The organism is Aliiruegeria sabulilitoris, assembly GCF_001558155.1.
Classification (GTDB): domain Bacteria; phylum Pseudomonadota; class Alphaproteobacteria; order Rhodobacterales; family Rhodobacteraceae; genus Tropicimonas; species Tropicimonas sabulilitoris.
Genome location: NZ_LOAS01000011.1, coordinates 76,930 through 96,367, shown reverse-complemented (window position 1 = coordinate 96,367; position 19,438 = coordinate 76,930). Strand labels below are relative to the sequence as shown.

The window sequence follows — 19,438 nt, the reverse complement described above, 5'->3', positions numbered from 1 at the left end:
TTTGGTCGGCCGGAGCGGGTTGTCTGCCCGTGCCGGTCAATCGGTGATCGGGCCTTGTTTCCAATCGCCTTTCAGGAGCCGCTTGTGGAATAGCGGGAACTTGAACAACTCTTCCGCCAGAAACAGGCAGACGATCCAGAACACGGGCAGTTCCAGAACAAGGATGAACAAGGCGGTCAGCGGCACGCGGAACAGCCACTGGGCCGAGATGAAGATGTTCATGACGTAGAGCGTATCGCCGCCAGCGCGCAGCGTGTGCCCGCACATTGCATTGGACCCCTTCGGGAACGGCAACAGCAGCAGAATGGGCAGGAAAGCCTGCAGGGCGGCAATGGTTTCCGCTTCCAGAGCGGTGTAGATCCGCTCGATGGAAAAATCGAAGGCCACGAAACAAAGGGAAACCATGGCCGCCGCTATGAGAGCGCCCCGCCAGACCCGCCAAAGGAAGGCATCCAGTTCCGGTCCGCGGCAATCCCGCCCCAGAAGCTGCGCCACGGCGATGCCGGTCGCCATTGCCCAGGCAATTCCGATCTGGCCTGTCACCATGATCCATGGCTGGATCACGGTCATTGCGGCGAATGCGTTGACGCTCATTTTCGCGAACAGAAGCGTCGAGACATAGTTCGCGACGGTATTGCTCGAAAACGTGCCGGCGATCGGCAGCGCGAACCACAGATGGCGGCGGATGGACTCCGAAAAGCTGCCGTTGCGCCAGCCCGCGGTCGTGCGATAGCCGCCGGTGAGTCTGATGAAACCTGTGCCGAGAAACAGAACGCGGGCGAGCGAAGCCAAAGCGCTCCCAACGGCGGCCCCTGTCACGCCGAGTTCCGGCATGCCGTAGAGACCATGGATCAACGTGTAGCTGGCGGCGATATTCAACGGGATTGCAATGAGATAGCTGAGAAACGGCAACTTGGTCCTGCCGCAGCCGTTGAAGTAGCTCCCGATGCACTGGCCGAAGGCCTCGACGAAAACGACCCAGAGGAAGACGCCGAGATAGCTTTGCGCTTGTGCCGCGATCCAGGGAGTATGTGCAAAGACCTCGATCAGCCGGTCGCCGAAGGTCCAGATCGCGACGAAGCCGAGTGCGGCGGCGACGAGGTTGATGAGCAGGCCGACATAGAAACCGGTCTTCAGGGCCACCGGATCTCCGGAGCCGAAAGCCTGGGCGATGCGGATCTGGGTCGCGCTGGAAAACGCGAACATGATCCCCAGCATCAGCCCCCCAAAGGAGGCGGCAAGCCCCATGGCGGCAAGCGCGGGTTCGCCGAGAGCTGAAACGAGGTAAGCGTCGATGACGACAATGCCATGCAGCATCATCGCCTTGAGGGATAACGGCCACGCCATGTTGAAGATGGCAGCAGTGGAGGGCGTGGATGGTTGAGCCGCGCTAGCAGACATCGAAACTCCGCCGTTTGATCCGTTTGAAACAATAACAGCCCGGATCGCACCGGCTGCTTCTCCTTCCCCAGTCAACCGTCGCCACCATGGTCTCCAGTCTATTCGGCCAGCAGTCGCGAACGGACCTGCAACATCGGTCGTCAGAACCTCTTAGACTGCCATGAGATCCACATATCGAACAAAGACTCGGTTCCGAGGAGGTTAGGTTTGAAACAATTGATTACAAATTGCAACGGTGCCGAAATTTGAAATGCAGGTTGCAGGTTTCGGCCAAGGCTCCAGGCGGCCTTCATGACGCAGGCGCCAAGACATCGGACCAAGGTCCACGACGGGCCAAATATATAAGAACTCAACCCGAACGTGCGCCAAGGTGATTTCAGTCGCGTACTTCCAGCACCTTCAGATGGTGAGATTGACCTCAGCTCGTGCGACGTATTTGATCATATTTGTAATTTTGCGCCATCAGGTCTATAACGTGGGCCAAACCGCGCCCTTCTGCGTCGAGCAGGGGCCGGGTGCGGTGCCGTCGGGTTCTGGAGTTGGCTGGCATGGTGGATACCCAATTTGATGATGAGGCGAGGGCAATCAAGTCTGCGACGCTCTCTGACCATGTCTACGAGAGAATCCTCGCCTCGATCTGCGATGGTAACTTTCCGATCGGAGGAAAGCTGCCCTCCGAACATGCCATGTGCGAGGAATTCGGGGTGTCCCGTCCGGTATTGCGCCAGGCGCTGCGTCAATTACGGGAGGATGATGTCATCCAGTCCCGCCAGGGCTCCGGCTCCTATGTGATGCGGCGTCCGGAAGCTGCGGCAATGAAATTCGCCCCCGTCGGCTCAATTGCAGACATCCAAAAAACCTTTGAATTTCGGGTGGCTACGGAGGGTGAGGCCGCCTGCTTGGCCGCGCGGCGCCGCACGGATGAGGATCTTGCCGCGATTCGCGCTGCAATCAAGGAGCTTGATAGATGTGTGCGCGAGGGGGAGCTTGGCGTCGATGCGGATGAGGATCTGCATGCCTTGATCTGTCGCGCCTCGGATAACCAGTATTTCATGGCGGCAAGAACGTCGATGCGAGAGAATATCCAGAGCGGTATGAACTTGACCCGCAGCTTGTCCCTCACGAAGACGCAGCAACGCCTCAACCTGGTTCAGGCGGAACACTATGCCATCATGGACGCCATCGAACGCCAGGATGGGGAAGGCGCACGGCGCGCAATGCGGGAGCACCTGGAGAATGCGCGAAAGCGTGTCTTCGAAGGAGAGTGACGGCTGAGCCGATCCGGAGGCCGGCAGGGATTCCGAAACGACAACACGCGATCTGAAGCTGCAAGATGCAAAAAAAGTTACGCGCTGCGGCCCCCGCTTAACTGAATAATTCAAAACAACAATTTTGAAAGATGCACACTGCCTGCGGCAGGTGCCTTCGCCCATTGTTGTCTAATTTGTAAAAATTCATATAGACACGGCCTCTCCTGAGATATTACAAATCTGTCAACCATAGGCCCGAGGAGGGGCCGGATTGGCGGAGGAATCTATGGAAAATGCGCCCTTGGTGCAGCCCAAGACCATCTCGGAACTGCTTCTGGGAAAACGGCTGTCGTCCAATAAAAGCAAGGTTTCACAGATATTTGGTATCCTTCGTGCGATGATTGTCGAGATCAGGATGTTACCGGGACAGCAAATTTCCGAGCTTGAGGTCGCCGAGATTTTGCATACAAGCAAGACGCCCGTTCGCGAGGCTCTGATACGTTTGGAAGATGCAGGACTGGTAAACATTGTTCCAAAGAGGGGAACTTTTGTAACGCCAATCCGGATCGACCGTTACCTCGAAGCTTGCTTCATCCGGGTCAATCTCGAGATCGGAGCGGTGCGCAAGGCCGCACGGCGATCGCTTTCTGCATCCGGGGCGTTCTGTGAGCGGCTCGATGCGAACCTGTCCCAGCAGGAAGACGCGATCGAAAGAGACGACTACCGCGCCTTCTTCGAGTTGGACGAGGATTTTCACCGGGCGCTCTACGAGCTCGCCGGTGTGCCTGGCGTGTGGTGGACCGCGAAGGGCGTACAGGCGGATGTCGATCGCGTCCGCCACCTCAAGACGCAGAACAATATCCGCAGGGGGCCGGAAATCATTCGGCAGCATCGTTCCATCAGGGATGCGGTCTGTGCCGGAAATCCGGCGGAGGCGGAAGCCACCCTTCTGGCCCATATCGGAGGGTTGGGCAGCGAGATCGAGACGCTCTCGCGACAGCCCGGCCTGCTTGAACACATCGAAAAGCTCAACGCCGCCGTGAAGCGGCCCCAATTGCTCCGCGCTTGACGCGGGCAAAACCCCAGATCGGGAGGAATGATGTCTGGCGTTTTTCTGGAACAGATCGTGAAGAGATACGGTGCCATCGAGGTCGTCCACGGGATCGACCTTGAAATCGATCCAAAGGAATTCGTGGTTCTGGTCGGCCCGTCCGGCTGTGGCAAGTCCACCACGTTGCGCATGATCGCCGGCCTGGAGGAGATTTCGGACGGAACGCTTCGCATCGGCGACCGGGTGATGAATCGTGTTGCCCCGAAGGATCGCGACGTGGCGATGGTGTTTCAGAACTATGCGCTCTATCCGCATCTGAACGTCGCCGAGAACATGGCCTTCGGCCTCCGAATTCGGAAGGTGCCCAAGGACGAGATCGCCAAGTCGATCGACGAGGTCGCCAAGATTCTCGGTTTGACGGAATATCTCGAACGCCGCCCGGCGGACCTTTCGGGCGGCCAGCGTCAGCGTGTTGCCATGGGCCGCGCCATCGTGCGCCATCCCGAGGTGTTCCTCTTCGACGAACCGCTCAGCAACCTCGACGCCAAGCTGCGCACGCAGATGCGGGCGGAAATCAAGCGCCTGCACAACCGGCTCGGCGTGACGTCCGTCTACGTGACCCACGACCAGGTGGAAGCAATGACACTGGCCGACCGGATCGTAGTGATGTGCGACGGACGGATCGAGCAGATCGGCACGCCGATGGAGCTGTTCAACAACCCGGCCAATGTCTTCGTCGCCGGTTTCATCGGTTCGCCGCCGATGAACCAGTTCGAGGCGAGGCTGGAAGACAGTGACGCCGGCCCGATTGCCCACGCCAATGGCACCATTATCCAGTTGCATGGCCAGGAAGCGCTACGCGGCTCGGCCGGGCGCGAAGTGATCGTCGGAATACGCCCCGAGCATGTGATGCTGACTGCCGAGGAGGGCACTGCCGAGATTCCGATCAGCCTCGACCTGATCGAGACGCTGGGGTCGGAGGCTCTGCTGCATACCCATGTCGGCGATCAGCCCTTTGTCGCCAAGGTGGAAACCCATGGCGAGATTGGCCACCTGCAAGGCGTGAACGCGCTGCATGTGAAGCCCGAGCGCGTCAAGCTCTTCGACAAGGAGTCCGGCCGAGCACTCGGTCAGGCGGCCTGAGGATAAACCAATGGCAATGATCGATAAAGAATCGTCAGCCGGGACAGAAACGATCGTCCCCAAACTGACCATGTCGCAGCGGCTCGATCGCATTCAGATGCATCTTCGCCGTGAGTGGCAGATCTACCTTATGCTGGCCCCGGTCATCATCTGGTTCCTGCTCTTCCTCTATCGCCCGATGTACGGGCTCCAGATCGCGTTCAAGGATTATTCCGTTTTCCTCGGCATCGACGGCAGCCCCTGGGTCGGCCTCGAACATTTTCAGACGCTGTTCCAGAGTGACCAGTTCCTGCGGGCCCTGAAGAACACGCTCATCATCTCGGCGATGACCCTGTTCATCGGCTTCCCGATGCCGATCATCCTGGCGCTGATGTTCAACGAGATCCTGAACGAGACCTTCAAGCGGACGGCACAGACCATCGTCTACCTGCCGCACTTCATCTCCTCGGTGATCATCGCCGGTATCATCATCACGGCTTTCTCGCCTTCAGCTGGTATCGTGAACACCGTTTTGGGGTGGTTCGGCGTCGATCCGATCTACTTCCTGACGAAACCGGAATGGTTCCGGCCGATCTTCATCGGCTCGGGTATCTGGCAGGAGGCGGGCTTCCAGTCCATCGTCTTCCTCGCGGCCATCGCGGGCGTGAACCCTTCGCTTTATGAATCGGCCGTGGTCGACGGGGCGAACCGTTGGCAGATGATGTGGAAGATCACCATACCCTGCATCCTGCCGACGATCATCATCATGCTGATCATCCGTATCGGCAACCTGCTCGAGGTGAGCTTCGAGATGATCATCCTGCTCTACCAGCCGGCAACCTACCAGACCGCGGACGTGATCAACACGTATATCTACCGCCAGGGTCTGATTGGAGGTCAGTACGACCTTGCCGCCGCCGCCGGCCTGTTCAACGCGATCGTGGCCTTCTGCCTGGTTATGAGCGCCAACACAATCGCCAAGCGCGTTTCCAAGACATCGCTTTGGTAAGGGTATAAGCACATGAAAAACATGAATCTTTATTCCCGCGGCGACAAGCTGTTCGTCTATATCAACATGGCGTTGATCGCGGTCTTCGCGATCTCCGCGCTCTACCCGTTCATCTATATCACGGCGATGTCCTTGTCCTCCGGCTTCGCGGCGCGGGCAGGGACGGTGGTGCTGTCTCCGGTCGACCTGACATTGGCCGCCTATGAGCGGGTGATGTCGGATCCGGCCTTCTGGAACTCCTACAAGAACACCTTCATCTACACCTTCGGCGGCACGTTCACGTCGCTCCTGCTGGTGATCCCCGGGGCCTACGCGCTGTCGCGGCCCAATCTCTGGGGGCGGCGCTTCTGGAACCTGATGGTGGCGTTTACGATGTGGTTCCATGCCGGCATGATCCCGTTCTGGCTGAACATCCGGGACCTCGGGCTTCTGGACAGCTATTTCGGCATCATCATCGCCTTCGCGGTCAACGCCTTCAACATCATCCTGCTCAGGAACTTCTTCGAAAGCATCCCGGATTCTTTCCAGGAAGCGGCACGGATGGACGGCGCCAACGAGTTCCAGATCCTCTGGAAAGTCTTCGTGCCCCTTTCGAAGCCGGCCATCGCCACGATCACGCTCTTCTGCATCGTGGCCCGCTGGAACGGCTTCTTCTGGGCCATGGTGCTGCTGACAGATGAGGGCAAGATCCCGCTCCAGGTCTATTTGCGCCATACGATCTCGGCGCTCTCTGACGACGAGGAATTCTCCTCGACCCTGCTGAGCGCACCCTACTCGGTCGAGACGGTCACGGCGGCGATCATCGTCTGCTCGATCATCCCGGTCCTGCTCATCTACCCCTGGGTACAGAAGTACTTCAACAAGGGCATCATGCTCGGAGGGGTGAAGGAATGACGACAATAATCGCATACAGGGAGGTTTCTATGCGAAAACTGACTCTCACGGCAGCTGCTATGGCTACGACGGCACTGATTACAGTGTCGCCGGCGCTGGCCAATGACGATCACAAGATCGTCGACGATCCGCTGGAGTTGACGATCCACCTGCACCATGTGCGCTCCACCGCCTATGATGAAGACTGGCCGGTCGAGAAGGTCGCCCGCGAGATGACCAACATTCATCTCAAGAACGCGACGGTCGGGTCGAACTCGACCAACAGCGCGGAGGCCATGAACCTGCTTCTGGCGACCGGCAAGCTGCCCGACATCATCGGCAGCGCCCGGATCAAGGAATCCGTCGACCAATATGGTCCGCAAGGTGCCTACGTGCCGCTCAACGACCTGATCGAAGAGCATGCGCCCCATATCAAGGCGTTCTTTGACGAGCGTCCGGAACTCATGGCGGCGGCCTCCTCCTCGGATGGCAATCTCTACTACATTCCCTACCTGCCGGACGGGAAATACGGTCGGGCCTTCTTCATCCGCTACGATTGGCTGGACAAGCTCGGGCTGGAAGTTCCGAACAATGTCGAGGAACTGCACGCCGTCCTGACCGCGTTCAAGACGCAGGACCCGAACGGCAACGGCATGGCTGACGAGGTTCCCTATTTCGCGCGCCAGTGGGAAGAACTCCCGCGGCTGGTGACGCTCTGGGGCGGCCGTTCCTCGGGCTCGGACACCTATCACGACTTCTATGTCGACGAAGGCAAGATCAAGTATCCCTACATGGGAGAAGGCTACCGGGAAGGCGTCAAGAACCTGGCCCAGTGGTACGAAGAAGGACTGATCGACGCCGAAGTCTTCACCCGTGGCTCCTCCGCGCGTGAATACCTGTTGTCGGAGAACCTCGGCGGCATGACCCATGATTGGTTCGCCTCCACGTCCGGCTATAACGACACGCTCGCCGAACCGATCCCGGGCTTCGAGTTCAAGGCCTTTGCTCCGCCGGAGAACGTCAATGGCGACCGCATCGAGGAGCACCGCCGCATTCCGGTCAAGCCGGACGGCTGGGCCATCGGTGGCACCAACAAGCATCCCGTGGAGACCATCAAGTATTTCGACTTCTACTTCTCGCCCGAAGGCCGCCGCCTGGTGAATTTCGGTGTCGAGGGGCAGACCTACAACATGGTCGACGGCAAGCCGCAGTTCACCGAGGAGTTCCTGACCAACGGTCGTCCGGTAAACTCGCAGCTCTACGAGATTGGCGCGCAGCTTCAGGCCCGCGGCTACTTCCAGGACTACGAGTATGAAAAGCAGTGGTCCAACAAGTACGCGCTCGAAGGCATCGCGCTCTATGACGAAGGCGATTACCTGATCGACCAGTTCCTCGGCGTCGCAATGAATGCCGATGAGCAGAAGGTGTTCGACAAGTATTTCGCCTCCGCCCGGACCTACATGCTTGAAAAGCAGCAGGCGTGGATCCTCGGCTCCTCCGACGTGGAGGCCGAATGGGACGACTACATGTCCCAACTCGACCGCATGGGCATGAACGAAGTGCTCGAAGTCATGCAATCGGCCTACGACCGCCAGTACGGCGGCTGACAGGTCGTCTCCCGTCGCCGCCCGGATGAGCATTGCGGGCGGCGGCACCAAGACCTGGCGTCGCCCGACACTCCCTCTCCCCCGAGGGCGGCGCCAGCCATTCGCAACTCCCGATATCCAAGGACGCCCGTCGATGACTTCGACTGCCATGAAAGACGCCACCGCCTATCTCGATGAACCCCGCGCCGGCCGGTTGAACATTCATTACGCGCCCGCCGGCGGCGAAGAGGTTGTCGAGAATCCGCCACGCTTCATGTGGCTGCCCGTGGTGGAGGATGACGCGCGTTACGTCCTGCGGATCTCCCCGGATCCGACGTTTCCGAACAAGACAACACGGGTCTTTGCAGATATTCCGCTGAACTTCATGACGCCGGACGTGGTTCTGGAACCCGGCGCGTATTTCTGGAGCTATGCCGTCTGGGATGCCGAGGCGAAGGGCCCGGCGACGGCCTGGAGCTCGGTGCGCGATTTCGTGGTGCCCGATGGGGTGCCGGAAGTGCCGCTTGCCGCGCGCAAGTCACGTTATTCCAAGGCTGAGATGGCCCATCCGCGGCTCTGGCTCGGGCCCAGGGAGCTTGCCGCCTTCAAGGATGCCGTTGCGGCCGATCCCGATCATTGCACTTGGTCGACCTTCTACGAGAAAAGCGTCAAGCCGTGGATCGACCGCCCCATCACGCCGGAAATCGCCCCTTATCCGAACAACCAGCGCACCCCGCCGGTCTGGCGGCAGGGCTATATCGACTGCCAGGAGGTGATTTATGCCATCCGTCACCTGGCCATCGCCGGGCAGGTGTTGGGGGATCAGGCCCTGCTGGACAAAGCCAAGGACTGGCTTCTTTCCGTGGCCGAATGGGACCCCAAGGGCACGACCTCGCGGTCCTATACCGACGAATGGGCCTTCCGCATCACCGACGCGCTCGCCTGGGGCTATGACTGGCTCTATGACGAGCTGACTGAGCAGGAACGTGACAAGGTGCGTGCCGCGTTGCTCGAACGTACCCGCGAGATCGCCGATCACATCATCAAGCACGCCAATATCCACCTGTTCCCCTATGACAGCCACGCCGTGCGGGCCGTCTATGCGGTGCTGATCCCCTGCTGCATCGCCATGCTGGGCGAAGAGGAAGAAGCCCGCGAGTGGCTCGACTATTCCATCGAGTTCCTGTTCACCGTCTATTCGCCCTGGGGCGACCCGGATGGCGGCTGGGCCGAGGGGCCGCATTACTGGATGACGGCGATGGCCTATCTGATCGACGGGGCCAACTACCTGAAGAACTTCACGGGCCTCGATCTTTACCAGCGGCCGTTCTTCAAGAACACGGGCTATTTCCCGCTCTATACAAAGCCGGCGGATACGCGGCGCGGCACCTTCGGTGACGATTCCACGATGGGCGACCAGGTCTGCCTGAAGGTGGCCTATAACCTGCGCCAATATGCGGGCGTCACCGGTAACGGTGCCTTCCAGTGGTACTATGACGAGGTGAAGAAGAACGACCCCGGGACCGAGGGGATGTTCTACAATTACGGTTGGTGGGACCTGAATTTCGACGAGATGTGCTATCGCCACGACTGGCCGACCGTCGCCGCCGAACCGCCGTCGGATGCCGAGCGTCTGAAATGGTTCAAGGGCGTCGGCTGGGCCTCGATCCAGCACCGGATGGGCAATCCGGACGAGCATATCTCGTTCATCTTCAAGTCCAGCCCCTTCGGCTCGATCAGCCACAGCCACGGGGACCAGAACGCCTTCTGCATGTCGGCATTCGGCGAGGATCTTGCCGTTCAGTCGGGCTACTACATCGGCTTCAATACCTCGATGCACCGGAATTGGCGCCGCCAGACACGATCCAAGAACGCCATTCTGATCAATGGCAAGGGCCAGTATGCCGACCGCGACAAGGCGATGACTGCGCGCGCCACCGGCAAGCTGATCACCGCCGAGGAGCGCGGCGATCACTTCTATATCAAGGGCGATGCGACCGAGGCCTACAAGGTGCTCTCGCCAGAGGTGACGAAGGTCGAGCGCGAAGTCTATTTCGTGCATGACAGTTACTTCGTCCTCGTCGACAACATCGACGCCGAAGAGCCAGTATCCATCGACTGGCTTTGCCACGCCAACGGCCCCTTCCAGCTGGGATCCGACAGCTTCCGCTACACCGGTGAGCGGGCTGGGTATTATGGCAAGTTGCTCTACTCTGAAGCCGGCGCGCCGACCCTGACGCAGCAAGAGGGCTACCAAGACGTCGATCCGGCTGAAATCGAGGGCCTGCCTGTCGGCAGCAACGTGCGGGCAGCATTCCCGAAGGCCATGCGCCACCGGATCGCGACCGTTCTTGTGCCCTATCCCAAGGACGCGCCGCGCCGGGTTTTCAACTTCATCGACGACCAGGGTTACGACTGCGACATCTACCTCACCGATGCCGACGAGCGCAGCTTCAAGGTCGTGGTGCAGAAGCTGATGAAGGCCTGAAGCTGGGCGCGCAGTTCGCGTACAACACGATCGGCCCCGGCGTGAGAGACGCCGCGGCCTCTCCGACAGTGGAGCGCGAGGAACTCATACCTCACCATGGAGCCAAGCAATGGACGTAACGAACTTCTTCTTCGGCAAGGATCATCCGCTCGAAGATCTCGGCGGTGGAATCAAGCGACGGATGGCCGCCCACAATGACAACGTGATGTGCGTTGAAGTGCATTTCGAAAAAGGGGCGGTGGCCGCGCTTCACAGCCATCCGCACGAGCAGATCAGCTATGTGCTTTCCGGCGCGTTCGAGTTCGAGATCGGCGGCGAGAAAATGGTGGTAAAGGCCGGGGACACGACCTACAAGCAACCCAATATCGAGCATGGTGCGACCTGCCTCGAAGAAGGGGTATTGCTCGATTTCTTCACCCCGCACAGGGAAGATTTCATCAAGTAGGGACACGCAGACGTCTCGATGATCAAGACCGCGATGATCACCGGCGGAACCGCCGGGATCGGCCTGGCGACGGCCGAGGCCCTGGGGAATCAGGGCTTTCGCATCATTCTAAACGGTTTTCAGGAAAGCCGGGCTGCCGATGCAATGGCGGGCCTGAAGGCGAAGGGGATAGAGGCTGACCTCTTCCTCTTCGACGTTTCGAAGGAAGAGGCCGTTCTGTCCGCCTTCGAGCGGATCGAGCGGGCCTATCCCTCGCTCGACGTGTTGGTGAACAATGCCGGTGGCCTTGTCGGGCGTTCGCGCTTCGAGGACATGGAAACCGACTTCTACCGCAAGGTGATGGCGCTCAATCTCGACAGCGTCTTCTATGTCACCCGCTCGGCAATCCCCTTGCTGAAGGCGGCCGACAGCGCAACCATCGTCAACATGACCTCAATCGCTGGCTCGAACGCTGGCGGACCGGGGGCCGGGATCTACGGGACTGCGAAGGCGGGTGTTGTCACCCTGACGCGCGCCATGGCCAAGGATCTGGCCGAATATGGTATCCGGGTCAACGCGGTCTCGCCGGGCACGATCGACACGGATTTCCATGCCGATATCAAGGCAAACCGGCCGGAAATCTTCGAATCCTGGAAGAACGATATCCTGATGAAGCGCGTCGGCAATCCGGAGGAGGTGGCGTCGGTCATCGAGTTCCTGGTGAGCGACAAGGCGTCCTTTATCACCGGGGAAATCGTCCAGATCAACGGTGGCCAGGGTTTCCTCTGACCGAGAACGTGTGTCTGCGGGCAAAGGGGGCATTGCGATCTCTATCGCCGAGACGGTCGTTCTGCCGCCGCTGAACCCGCAGCCAGAGCATGAATCCGCTGGGGCGCCCGGCATCGCTCGGGCCCTTGGCCGCGTTCTCGTCACCGGATCGCTTCCGAGGCTTTTCGCCCGGCAGCGCGCCAGGGTGGAAAGCGCAGTCGCTTTCGTCAGACGTGCCGCCGGTCGAAACGTGTTTCGTTCGCTACTCGGACGCGAGTAGCGCCTGGATCCCGGCCTCTGCGACTTCCTGATCCTGCAGCGGGGTGCCGGAACTGGCGCCGATGCCACCAACCACGACACCATCGACGATAACGGGAAGACCGCCGCCAACAGTGACCATCCGCCCGCCGAGGGTAGACGAGATGCCATAGGCAGGCTTTCCCGGTTGACTGGCCGCGCCGAGCTCATGCGTTCCCTTCCGGGTTCCCGTGGCGGTGAAGCTCTTGTCGATGGCCAGAGAGATGCCGGGCGTCTTTGTGCCGTCCATCCGCGCGAAAGCGATCAGGTTACAGCTTTCGTCCGTTACGGCGATGCTCATCGGCACACCGATCTCCTCCGCCTTGGCCTTTGCGCCTTCGATCATGGTCAGGGCGTCCTTCAGGTCCAGCCGTTTAACTGTCAGCATTCGCTTTCATTTCCTTTCGATAGACGACGGCAAGCTTGCCGCGTTTCGTGCGGCAACCGCCTGCCAGAATGTCCGTGGCTCCCGGAAGGAAGCCACGGACCTTGCCTGTCAGCGACACGACACTGCCCCCCCCGCGCCGGGCGTAGGGTGGCGTCATGAATGTCCTTACGTCACTGCTCGAGCTTGAGAAAATAGTCGAAGATTTCCGGCACGTTGCCGTCACCCATGCCGGCATCGAATGCGGTTTGCAGGTTATGGGAAGTACCTTCGGCGATTTCGGCGCGGGTGCCCAGATCCTCGACCATCTTCAGGAAGTAGCCCAGGTCCTTGTTGGCATTGGCGATGGAGAAGCCCAGATCGCTCACGCCGTCCACCGCGTAATTCTTGCAGAAATGCATGAAGGGCGAGTTGGACGGGCCGGTCGACATGATGTCGAAAAGCTGCTGACGGTCGACGCCGGCCTTGGTGGCAACGGCAAAGGCCTGCGACATGGCGCAAACGGTGGTCATGCCCATGAAATTGTTGATCAGCTTGGTGGTGTGGCCGGCACCGAGCGCGCCGAGGTGGAAGACGTTTTCGCCCTGCTCGTCGAGCACCGGCTTGACCTTTTCGAAGGTTGCCTGGTCGCCGGCGGCCATGATGTTCAGCAGCCCGTCCTTGGCATGCGCCGGAGTGCGGCCGAGCGGCGCGTCGATCATGCCGGCGCCCTTTGCGGCGAGGTCGGCGCCGATCTTGCGGGTGGAGGCCGGGATCGAGGTACCGAAATCGATCAGCACGGAGCCTTCCTTGATCCCCGCGAGGATCCCCTCATCGCCATAGACGACCTTCTCGACGACAGCCGAGGTGGTCAGGCAGAGCATCACGATGTCGGACGCCGCGGCCAGCTCCTTGGGGGAGGCGGCCTCCTTGGCATTGCCGCGCGCGAGAACCGACGCCACGGCATCCTTGTTGAGGTCCATGACGACCAGCTCGTAGCCGCGGTTTTGAAGGTTTTCGACCATGTTGCCGCCCATGAGGCCGAGGCCGATGAAACCGATGACGGGTTTGCTCATAGCTAACTCCTGAAGAGATTGGTGTGTTTGGTCGAGGCTGATATACTAATTTTTACAAATTTACCAGAGCCAGAATTGGATTGAATCCGTTTTCCTGGTGGAGCGCCGGCTACAGGTCTTTCAGCAGGTTGGAAAACCTGCTGTCAGGGGGAGGAGGTTCTGTGCGAGGCGTGACGATATCCAGACCAACATGGCGGGTTGGGGCAAAATACTTGTTAATGTCTGTTCTGATTTTCGGCGCGCGGTGCGCCCATATCAACTGGTGCTAAGGGAAGCTTTCATCAAGACCTCGTATCAGGGAAGTCCAGTCAATTTGGTGAAAACAGGAAGCTTCCGGATTTCAGGGTGAGTTCTTCTTGCAGATGGAAAGCGCGGTGTCGTCCCGCTGTCCTCACTATTTGTAACAATTTGGGCTTCAATTTGGAACAAATTGATATATCAAATTGCGCGACGGGCCATGTCAGTCCCTCTCGATGATCGTAGGAAAAAGCATTGCGACAGCAACGAAAGCGGCTCCCGGCGCAAAAGAAATCGACGCCGACACTCACGGAAATCCTTGCGGGTGCACGGCTGGATAGCGAAAAAAACTATACATTTCAAATATTCGATATTCTGCGGGACCTGATTGTCTCTGTGAGGTTGCTGCCCGGTCAGAGGTTGTCCGAGCAGGAAATCGCTTCCGCGCTTTGCGCCAGCAAGACCCCGGTCCGTGAGGCCCTGATCCGATTGGATGAGGTCAGACTTGTTAGAATTGTTCCGCAAAGCGGCACATATGTGACGCAGATTTCGGTCAGTCGATACCGGACCGCCTGTTTCATACGCCTTCAACTCGAGATTGGTGCCGTGCGGGCCGCGGCTTGCGCTGCGCCGCCGCTGGATGGGATCGGTGATCTCGAGGCCAACCTTGAGCAGCAATCGGAGGCGCTCGCGAAGGACGACCATGCGCGTCTCTTCGAACTCGATGAGGAATTCCACCGACAGCTCTTTGTGCTGGCCGGGTTGGAAGATGCATGGGCGACGGCGCGAAGCACGCAATTCGACGTGAATCGCGCACGTCACATCCGAAGATTGTACCGGATCCTGCAAGGACCCGCTCTGCTGACGGAACATGCCGCGATCGTGGAGGCTATCCGGGCGCGCGATCCGAGCCGGGCCGAGGCCGCCCTGCGCGCGCATATCGGCAACCTAGATCAGCAGATCGACCTGCTCTTCAAGGACAGCAGGCTGTTCGGGTTCATCGATACGGCGCAGGCGCCTCTCGGGCCGCTTCCGAGCGGCCACACCCTGCGGGGAGGAACAACGGCATGACGTCAATCATCGCAGACAAGGCCCGGGGAGGATGTCATGCGACGCGGGAAACGCGCGGCTGTTGCACTGGCGAAGTCGCGGCGGACCGGGATGCGTACATGGCCCAGTTCGACAAGATGGGACTGCAAGATGAGCTCAGCGTTACTCCGTACGCTATTGGCCGCCCATACGAGGGTTGATCTCTGCGATCCGACCCGACGCGCTCCGCCCATTCCGGGCGGGGTTCCATGCAACACCAGATGCCCGCCCCGCGCGGCTTATAGGGAGACCCAATGTTGAAAGTCCTGATTTCCGGAACCGGTTTTGCCGGGCAAGGCCACGCTGAAGCGTTTCGGGGCGGCGGCGCCGATGTGGTTGGCATGGTGGGCCGCACGCCGCATGTCGTCGCCGAGGTGACGGAGAAGATGGCGATCCCCTATGGCGGCACCGACTGGCAGGAAGCGCTGGAGGCCTGCAAGCCCGACATCGTTTCGATCGCGACCCCGGGCGGGGCGCATTACGTGCCGATTAAGCAGGCGCTGGAAGCCGGTTGCCACGTTTTCGTGGACAAGCCGATGACGGAGAGCGGCGAGTCGGCGCAGGCGCTTTGCGAACTGGCCCGACAGAAAGGCGTCAAGACCGCCTATGCCGCGAGCTTCCGTTACACGCCGAGCGTGCTTCATGCCAAGCGCCTCGTGGCAGAGGGGGCCATTGGCGAGCCAACCGAGGTCGAATGCATCTCGCATTTCAACCTTGAGCGGGAAATCCCTTTCGGTTGGTCGCACCGCAAGGAGGATGGCGGCGGACGGTTGAACAACAATTTCACCCATACGCTGTCGATCGTGACGTCCGTCCTGGGGGGCGAGGTCCGCGCGATCATGGGCGAAGTTCGGGACGATCTTGGCCGGGCGCCCATCGTCGAGGGTGTGCACAATTTCACGACCCGTCGGAACTTCATCCCGAAGGATCTGAGCGATCCGTCGCTCCAATGGGGCGAAAGCAATGTCGAGTGGTCCTATACCGTTCTGGCGCAACTGGAGAGCGCGCTATCGGCCAAGCCTGTTTCGGTACTGTTCAAGCATGGTGGGCTGGTGCCGCGGTTCAACGAGGATCATATCGTCTTCTATGGCCGCGAGGGCGCGATCTACATCAAGGGCCATTACGGCAGCGGCCAGCTCTATCTCCATGGACAGGACAAGGCCTGGAAGGCTTTGCCGGTACCGCAGGAGATCGCGGCCACCATTCCCGCGGTCGAAGGCGAGACGGAACAATGCTGGCATTACCTCGTGCGGGAATTCCTGGGGGACATCCGTGGAGAGACGGTCGCGCCCTATCCGACCTTCAAGGAAGGCAGCCAGTACCAGCAACTGATCGACCTGATCCGCAGGAATGACAACTGGACGGATGTATCCGACCTGCTGTGAACGGCAGTGCGCGACCGGTCGGGGGCACCTGACCGACCTCGCCCGCTTTGGAAGGAGAGCGTTCCCATGAAAATCACCGATGCCAAGGTTTTCCTCGGCGGCCCCGGCAAGAACTATGTCACGCTGAAGATCATGACCGATCAGGGCGTTTACGGCCTCGGCGACGCCACGATCAATGGCCGCGAGACGCTGACGGCGGCGTACCTGACGGATTACCTTATCCCGAACCTGATCGGGAAGGACCCGCGCAATACCGAAGACATCTGGCAGTTCTTCTATCGCGGCGCCTATTTCCGCCGTGGCCCATTGGCCATGACCGCCTTTGCCGCCGTCGATATCGCGCTCTGGGACATCAAGGCCAAGCTGGCCGGCATGCCGCTCTATCAACTTCTCGGCGGCAAGAGCCGCGAGGGAGCGCTGGTCTATGCCCATGCCACCGGTTCCGATCTGGAAGACCTGATGGACTCCATCGCCTATTATGTCGAGCAGGGCTACAAGGCCGTGCGGGTCCAATGCGGAATGCCCGGCATGCCGAGCGCGAGCTATGGCGTGGCCGAGGGCAAGGGGCAGAACCGCAACTACATCACCGATTTCAGCGGCATCATCCCCAAGGAAGAGATCTGGGACACCGACCGCTACATGCGCTTCATGCCCGGCGCGCTGGCCGAGATCCGCGACCGGTTCGGCCCGGACCTGAAGATCCTGCATGATGTGCACCACCGCCTGCTGCCGCGTGAAGCGGCTGAGTTCGCCAAGGCGGTCGAGCCGGTGCGCCTCTACTGGCTGGAAGATCCCACCCCGGCTGACGATCAGGACGCGCTGAAGCTCCTGCGCCAACATTCCACCGTGCCCATCGCCATCGGCGAGGTCTTCAACTCGATCTGGGATTGCAACAAGCTGATCGAGAACGAGATGATCGATTTCATCCGCGTGGCCGTGACCCATGCTGGCGGCATCACGCACACACGGCGAATCGTCGACCTTGCAGGGATGCACAATGTGCGCACCGGTTTTCATGGCGCGCCCAGCCATTCGCCGATCTGCATGGCGGCACAGGCGCATCTGAATGCCTGGGCCCCCAATTTCGGCATTCAGGAATACCTCGTCCTGGGCACTCCCGAATGCGATGCGCTCTTCCCTTCGGAGCATTTCCTCCGGGATGGGTTCTTCCATGTCAGCGATGCCCCTGGCCTGGGCGTCGATTTCGACGAGACCGAAGCCGCGCGCTACAGCTATTCGCCCGGCAGCCTGCCCGTCGCCCGCCTGACGGACGGAACGCTTTGGAACTATTGACCGAGCCTGCCACCGCGCTGACGGCAGAATGCCTGTTCGACTTGCCCGGGTTTGGAAGGCGCAGCGTGGGCGGTCCCGCTTGGGAACCGCCCGCGCCGGGATGCATCGTTCGGGGGCGCCCGTCTTAGAAAGACAGCTTTTCGTAGCGGATGCGCTGGCGAGAAACGCCCATGGCCCGGAGGCTCCTGACAACAAGGCGGGTCATCATGGGGGGGCCGCAAACATAGATGGCGGCATTTGCGATCTGGCTGTCCGAAAGCATGCGTGAGAGCAGCATCCGGTCAAGAAGTCCGCTTTCGGTGCTATCGTCGGGGGCGTTCTCCAGCACCAGCGTTGCCTTGAAATCCGCCATTTCCGTCTCGGCGGCGGCGATTTCATCCCGCGCAACGACGTCTTCGGGGTTGCGGCTTCCATAGATCAGCCGGACCGACCGTTCGCAGCCTTCGGAGCGCAATTGGCGCAGAAGGCCGAGGATGGGGCCGATGCCGGCGCCGCCAGCGATCAGGACGATGTCCTGCACCGGGGCGTTCTCCAGCGTGAAATCTCCAAACGGGCCATCGAGATAGACCCTCTGGCCAGTTTCGATCGCCGCAAGGTTGGCGGTGTAGTCGCCGAGGTTGCGGATGATGAAGGACAGGCGCGGCAAGTCCTGTGGGGTGGAGGCGATGGAGAACGGGTGTTCCGCAAGGTTGCCTGTATGGCCGCTGGTGTTGATCCAGGCGAACTGGCCCGCCTTGAAGTCGAACGGGAAATCGCCGTCTTTCTCGATGGTCAGCAAGCTGTCGCGGGCACTAACCCGTTCGACGGCGGCCACGCAGAAGGGGCGGCGCTTTCGCCGGTAGGGTTGCCACAGATAGGTGTCGAGCAGCGAGGCGACGGCAGCAGCGCAGAGCGCGATCCACATCGCGTCAAACCAGTGATTGTAGACGCCATGACGACCGTTGGTAATGGCGTGGTCGGTGGCGAGGATCGCCACGATGGCGAAGCCTGTCCCGTGGGAGAGCCGCCAGGCCTCGTAGCTGATCGGCAGCCGGTCCTTGAACACAGAGGTCAGCACCAGCACGACCAACAGCGCCATGGCATAAAAGCCGGTGGCTGTCTCGGCCGCGGTGAAGGTCAACCAGATATCATGGGCGGCAAGTTGCGGCGCAACGATGAAACGCGGCAGCACGATCAGGAACGGGTGCAGGAGGAACAGCGCCGCGATGCACTGCCCGGCCCTGCGGTGCAGCAACATGGACTGGTCGAGCCCGGCATGGCGGATGAACCAGCCGATACGGCCCGCCAGCACGAATTGCAGCAGCATGGCGGCCAGCCCGGCGATGGAGAGCGCGGTGACGAGTTCCGTGTAGATGTTTCGGATTTCCAGCCCTTGCGAGAGCGCGAGGCCATAGGGCACCAGCACCAGCACGCCGAGCCACATCAGCAGGCGCGGGAAGGCGAGGGGGGCGGAGCGGGGGGTGTCGGTTGAGAGTTTGGTCATGGCATTTTGCTCCGTCAGGCCCAGGAAACCATTGGCGGGATGGATTTGTCAGGGGTCAGGGTAATGGCATCCACCGGGCAGGAAAGCCGGCAGAGATGGCAGATCTGGCAGGCCTTCTGGTGCGCGATGAAGGCCAGCCCGGTTTCCGGGTCCATCCGGAGCACGTCGGTCGGGCAGGCTTTCACGCAGTTTTCGCAGCCGGTGCAGCCGTGGATACGTTCGATGGGCATGTCTGGTGTCTC

Annotated in this window: 17 protein-coding genes and 1 pseudogene; 13 read left to right on the top strand and 5 right to left on the bottom strand. The window is 60.4% G+C overall.

Annotation, left to right across the window (positions count from 1 at the left end):
- Positions 1-36: 36 nt before the first annotated feature.
- Positions 37-1,401 (bottom strand): MATE family efflux transporter, encoded by a 1,365-nt coding sequence (locus AX756_RS11635; protein WP_082739070.1) that lies wholly within the window; start codon positions 1,399-1,401, stop codon positions 37-39.
- A gap of 548 nt (positions 1,402-1,949) precedes the next feature.
- On the opposite strand from AX756_RS11635, the gene AX756_RS11630 reads away from it, so the two are divergent.
- The 9 genes from AX756_RS11630 to AX756_RS11590 all read left to right on the top strand — a co-directional run bounded on the left by AX756_RS11630 (position 1,950) and on the right by AX756_RS11590 (position 11,993).
- Positions 1,950-2,669 (top strand): FadR/GntR family transcriptional regulator, encoded by a 720-nt coding sequence (locus tag AX756_RS11630; RefSeq protein ID WP_068311345.1) that lies wholly within the window; start codon positions 1,950-1,952, stop codon positions 2,667-2,669.
- A gap of 268 nt (positions 2,670-2,937) precedes the next feature.
- Positions 2,938-3,720 (top strand): GntR family transcriptional regulator, encoded by a 783-nt coding sequence (locus AX756_RS11625; protein ID WP_082739069.1) that lies wholly within the window; start codon positions 2,938-2,940, stop codon positions 3,718-3,720.
- A gap of 30 nt (positions 3,721-3,750) precedes the next feature.
- Positions 3,751-4,845: an ABC transporter ATP-binding protein gene (locus AX756_RS11620; protein WP_068311343.1), complete on the top strand. Its 1,095-nt coding sequence runs from the start codon at positions 3,751-3,753 to the stop codon at positions 4,843-4,845.
- Between the two features lie 10 nt (positions 4,846-4,855).
- A complete protein-coding gene (locus tag AX756_RS11615) occupies positions 4,856-5,833 on the top strand; it encodes an ABC transporter permease (protein ID WP_082739068.1) in 978 nt (325 codons plus the stop codon).
- Positions 5,834-5,845: 12 nt separating this feature from the next.
- Entirely contained in the window at positions 5,846-6,727 is an 882-nt protein-coding gene (locus tag AX756_RS11610) for a carbohydrate ABC transporter permease (protein ID WP_068311342.1), read from the top strand.
- 29 nt (positions 6,728-6,756) lie between these two features.
- On the top strand, positions 6,757-8,313 hold the full coding sequence (locus AX756_RS11605) for an extracellular solute-binding protein (protein ID WP_068311340.1): 1,557 nt from the start codon (positions 6,757-6,759) through the stop codon (positions 8,311-8,313).
- A 133-nt stretch (positions 8,314-8,446) separates the two neighbouring features.
- Positions 8,447-10,780, top strand: a complete 2,334-nt coding sequence (locus AX756_RS11600) for a DUF4962 domain-containing protein (RefSeq protein WP_068311338.1) — start codon at positions 8,447-8,449, stop codon at positions 10,778-10,780.
- Positions 10,781-10,889: 109 nt separating this feature from the next.
- Entirely contained in the window at positions 10,890-11,225 is a 336-nt protein-coding gene (locus AX756_RS11595; RefSeq protein ID WP_068311337.1) for a cupin domain-containing protein, read from the top strand.
- Between the two features lie 18 nt (positions 11,226-11,243).
- On the top strand, positions 11,244-11,993 hold the full coding sequence (locus AX756_RS11590; protein ID WP_068311336.1) for an SDR family NAD(P)-dependent oxidoreductase: 750 nt from the start codon (positions 11,244-11,246) through the stop codon (positions 11,991-11,993).
- A gap of 241 nt (positions 11,994-12,234) precedes the next feature.
- On the opposite strand, the gene AX756_RS11580 is transcribed toward AX756_RS11590, so the two are convergent.
- The gene (locus AX756_RS11580) at positions 12,235-12,657 is read right to left on the bottom strand and encodes a GlcG/HbpS family heme-binding protein (protein ID WP_068311329.1); all 423 of its coding nucleotides are present in this window, start codon (positions 12,655-12,657) and stop codon (positions 12,235-12,237) included.
- Between the two features lie 170 nt (positions 12,658-12,827).
- Positions 12,828-13,751, bottom strand: coding sequence for an NAD(P)-dependent oxidoreductase (locus AX756_RS11575; protein ID WP_269432951.1), 924 nt, complete (start codon positions 13,749-13,751; stop codon positions 12,828-12,830).
- A 450-nt stretch (positions 13,752-14,201) separates the two neighbouring features.
- On the opposite strand from AX756_RS11575, the pseudogene AX756_RS26775 reads away from it, so the two are divergent.
- The 4 genes and pseudogenes from AX756_RS26775 to manD all read left to right on the top strand — a co-directional run.
- Positions 14,202-14,474: pseudogene (locus AX756_RS26775) on the top strand (GntR family transcriptional regulator); the annotation flags it as partial.
- Between the two features lie 9 nt (positions 14,475-14,483).
- Positions 14,484-15,017, top strand: a complete 534-nt coding sequence (locus AX756_RS11570; RefSeq protein ID WP_231701041.1) for a GntR family transcriptional regulator — start codon at positions 14,484-14,486, stop codon at positions 15,015-15,017.
- Between the two features lie 272 nt (positions 15,018-15,289).
- Entirely contained in the window at positions 15,290-16,420 is a 1,131-nt protein-coding gene (locus AX756_RS11560; RefSeq protein ID WP_068311322.1) for a Gfo/Idh/MocA family oxidoreductase, read from the top strand.
- 66 nt (positions 16,421-16,486) lie between these two features.
- Entirely contained in the window at positions 16,487-17,713 is a 1,227-nt protein-coding gene (manD, locus tag AX756_RS11555) for a D-mannonate dehydratase ManD (protein WP_068311320.1), read from the top strand.
- 124 nt (positions 17,714-17,837) lie between these two features.
- Here the strand turns inward: manD and AX756_RS11550 are convergent, their stop codons facing one another.
- Both AX756_RS11550 and AX756_RS11545 read right to left on the bottom strand, forming a co-directional pair.
- Positions 17,838-19,196: a ferredoxin reductase family protein gene (locus AX756_RS11550; protein ID WP_068311318.1), complete on the bottom strand. Its 1,359-nt coding sequence runs from the start codon at positions 19,194-19,196 to the stop codon at positions 17,838-17,840.
- A 14-nt stretch (positions 19,197-19,210) separates the two neighbouring features.
- Complete coding sequence (locus AX756_RS11545) at positions 19,211-19,426, bottom strand: 4Fe-4S dicluster domain-containing protein (RefSeq protein WP_068311317.1); 216 nt, start codon at positions 19,424-19,426, stop codon at positions 19,211-19,213.
- Between the last annotated feature and the right edge of the window lie 12 nt (positions 19,427-19,438).

Excerpts from the sequence above, each read along its gene's own strand:
- AX756_RS11635 (WP_082739070.1), bottom strand. The coding sequence starts at position 1,401 with ATGTCTGCTAGCGCGGCTCAACCATCCACGCCCTCCACTGCTGCCATC.
- AX756_RS11630 (WP_068311345.1), top strand. The coding sequence starts at position 1,950 with ATGGTGGATACCCAATTTGATGATGAGGCGAGGGCAATCAAGTCTGCG.
- AX756_RS11625 (WP_082739069.1), top strand. The coding sequence starts at position 2,938 with ATGGAAAATGCGCCCTTGGTGCAGCCCAAGACCATCTCGGAACTGCTT.
- AX756_RS11620 (WP_068311343.1), top strand. The coding sequence starts at position 3,751 with ATGTCTGGCGTTTTTCTGGAACAGATCGTGAAGAGATACGGTGCCATC.
- AX756_RS11615 (WP_082739068.1), top strand. The coding sequence starts at position 4,856 with ATGGCAATGATCGATAAAGAATCGTCAGCCGGGACAGAAACGATCGTC.
- AX756_RS11610 (WP_068311342.1), top strand. The coding sequence starts at position 5,846 with ATGAAAAACATGAATCTTTATTCCCGCGGCGACAAGCTGTTCGTCTAT.
- AX756_RS11605 (WP_068311340.1), top strand. The coding sequence starts at position 6,757 with ATGCGAAAACTGACTCTCACGGCAGCTGCTATGGCTACGACGGCACTG.
- AX756_RS11600 (WP_068311338.1), top strand. The coding sequence starts at position 8,447 with ATGACTTCGACTGCCATGAAAGACGCCACCGCCTATCTCGATGAACCC.
- AX756_RS11595 (WP_068311337.1), top strand. The coding sequence starts at position 10,890 with ATGGACGTAACGAACTTCTTCTTCGGCAAGGATCATCCGCTCGAAGAT.
- AX756_RS11590 (WP_068311336.1), top strand. The coding sequence starts at position 11,244 with ATGATCAAGACCGCGATGATCACCGGCGGAACCGCCGGGATCGGCCTG.
- AX756_RS11580 (WP_068311329.1), bottom strand. The coding sequence starts at position 12,657 with ATGCTGACAGTTAAACGGCTGGACCTGAAGGACGCCCTGACCATGATC.
- AX756_RS11560 (WP_068311322.1), top strand. The coding sequence starts at position 15,290 with ATGTTGAAAGTCCTGATTTCCGGAACCGGTTTTGCCGGGCAAGGCCAC.
- manD (WP_068311320.1), top strand. The coding sequence starts at position 16,487 with ATGAAAATCACCGATGCCAAGGTTTTCCTCGGCGGCCCCGGCAAGAAC.
- AX756_RS11550 (WP_068311318.1), bottom strand. The coding sequence starts at position 19,196 with ATGACCAAACTCTCAACCGACACCCCCCGCTCCGCCCCCCTCGCCTTC.
- AX756_RS11545 (WP_068311317.1), bottom strand. The coding sequence starts at position 19,426 with ATGCCCATCGAACGTATCCACGGCTGCACCGGCTGCGAAAACTGCGTG.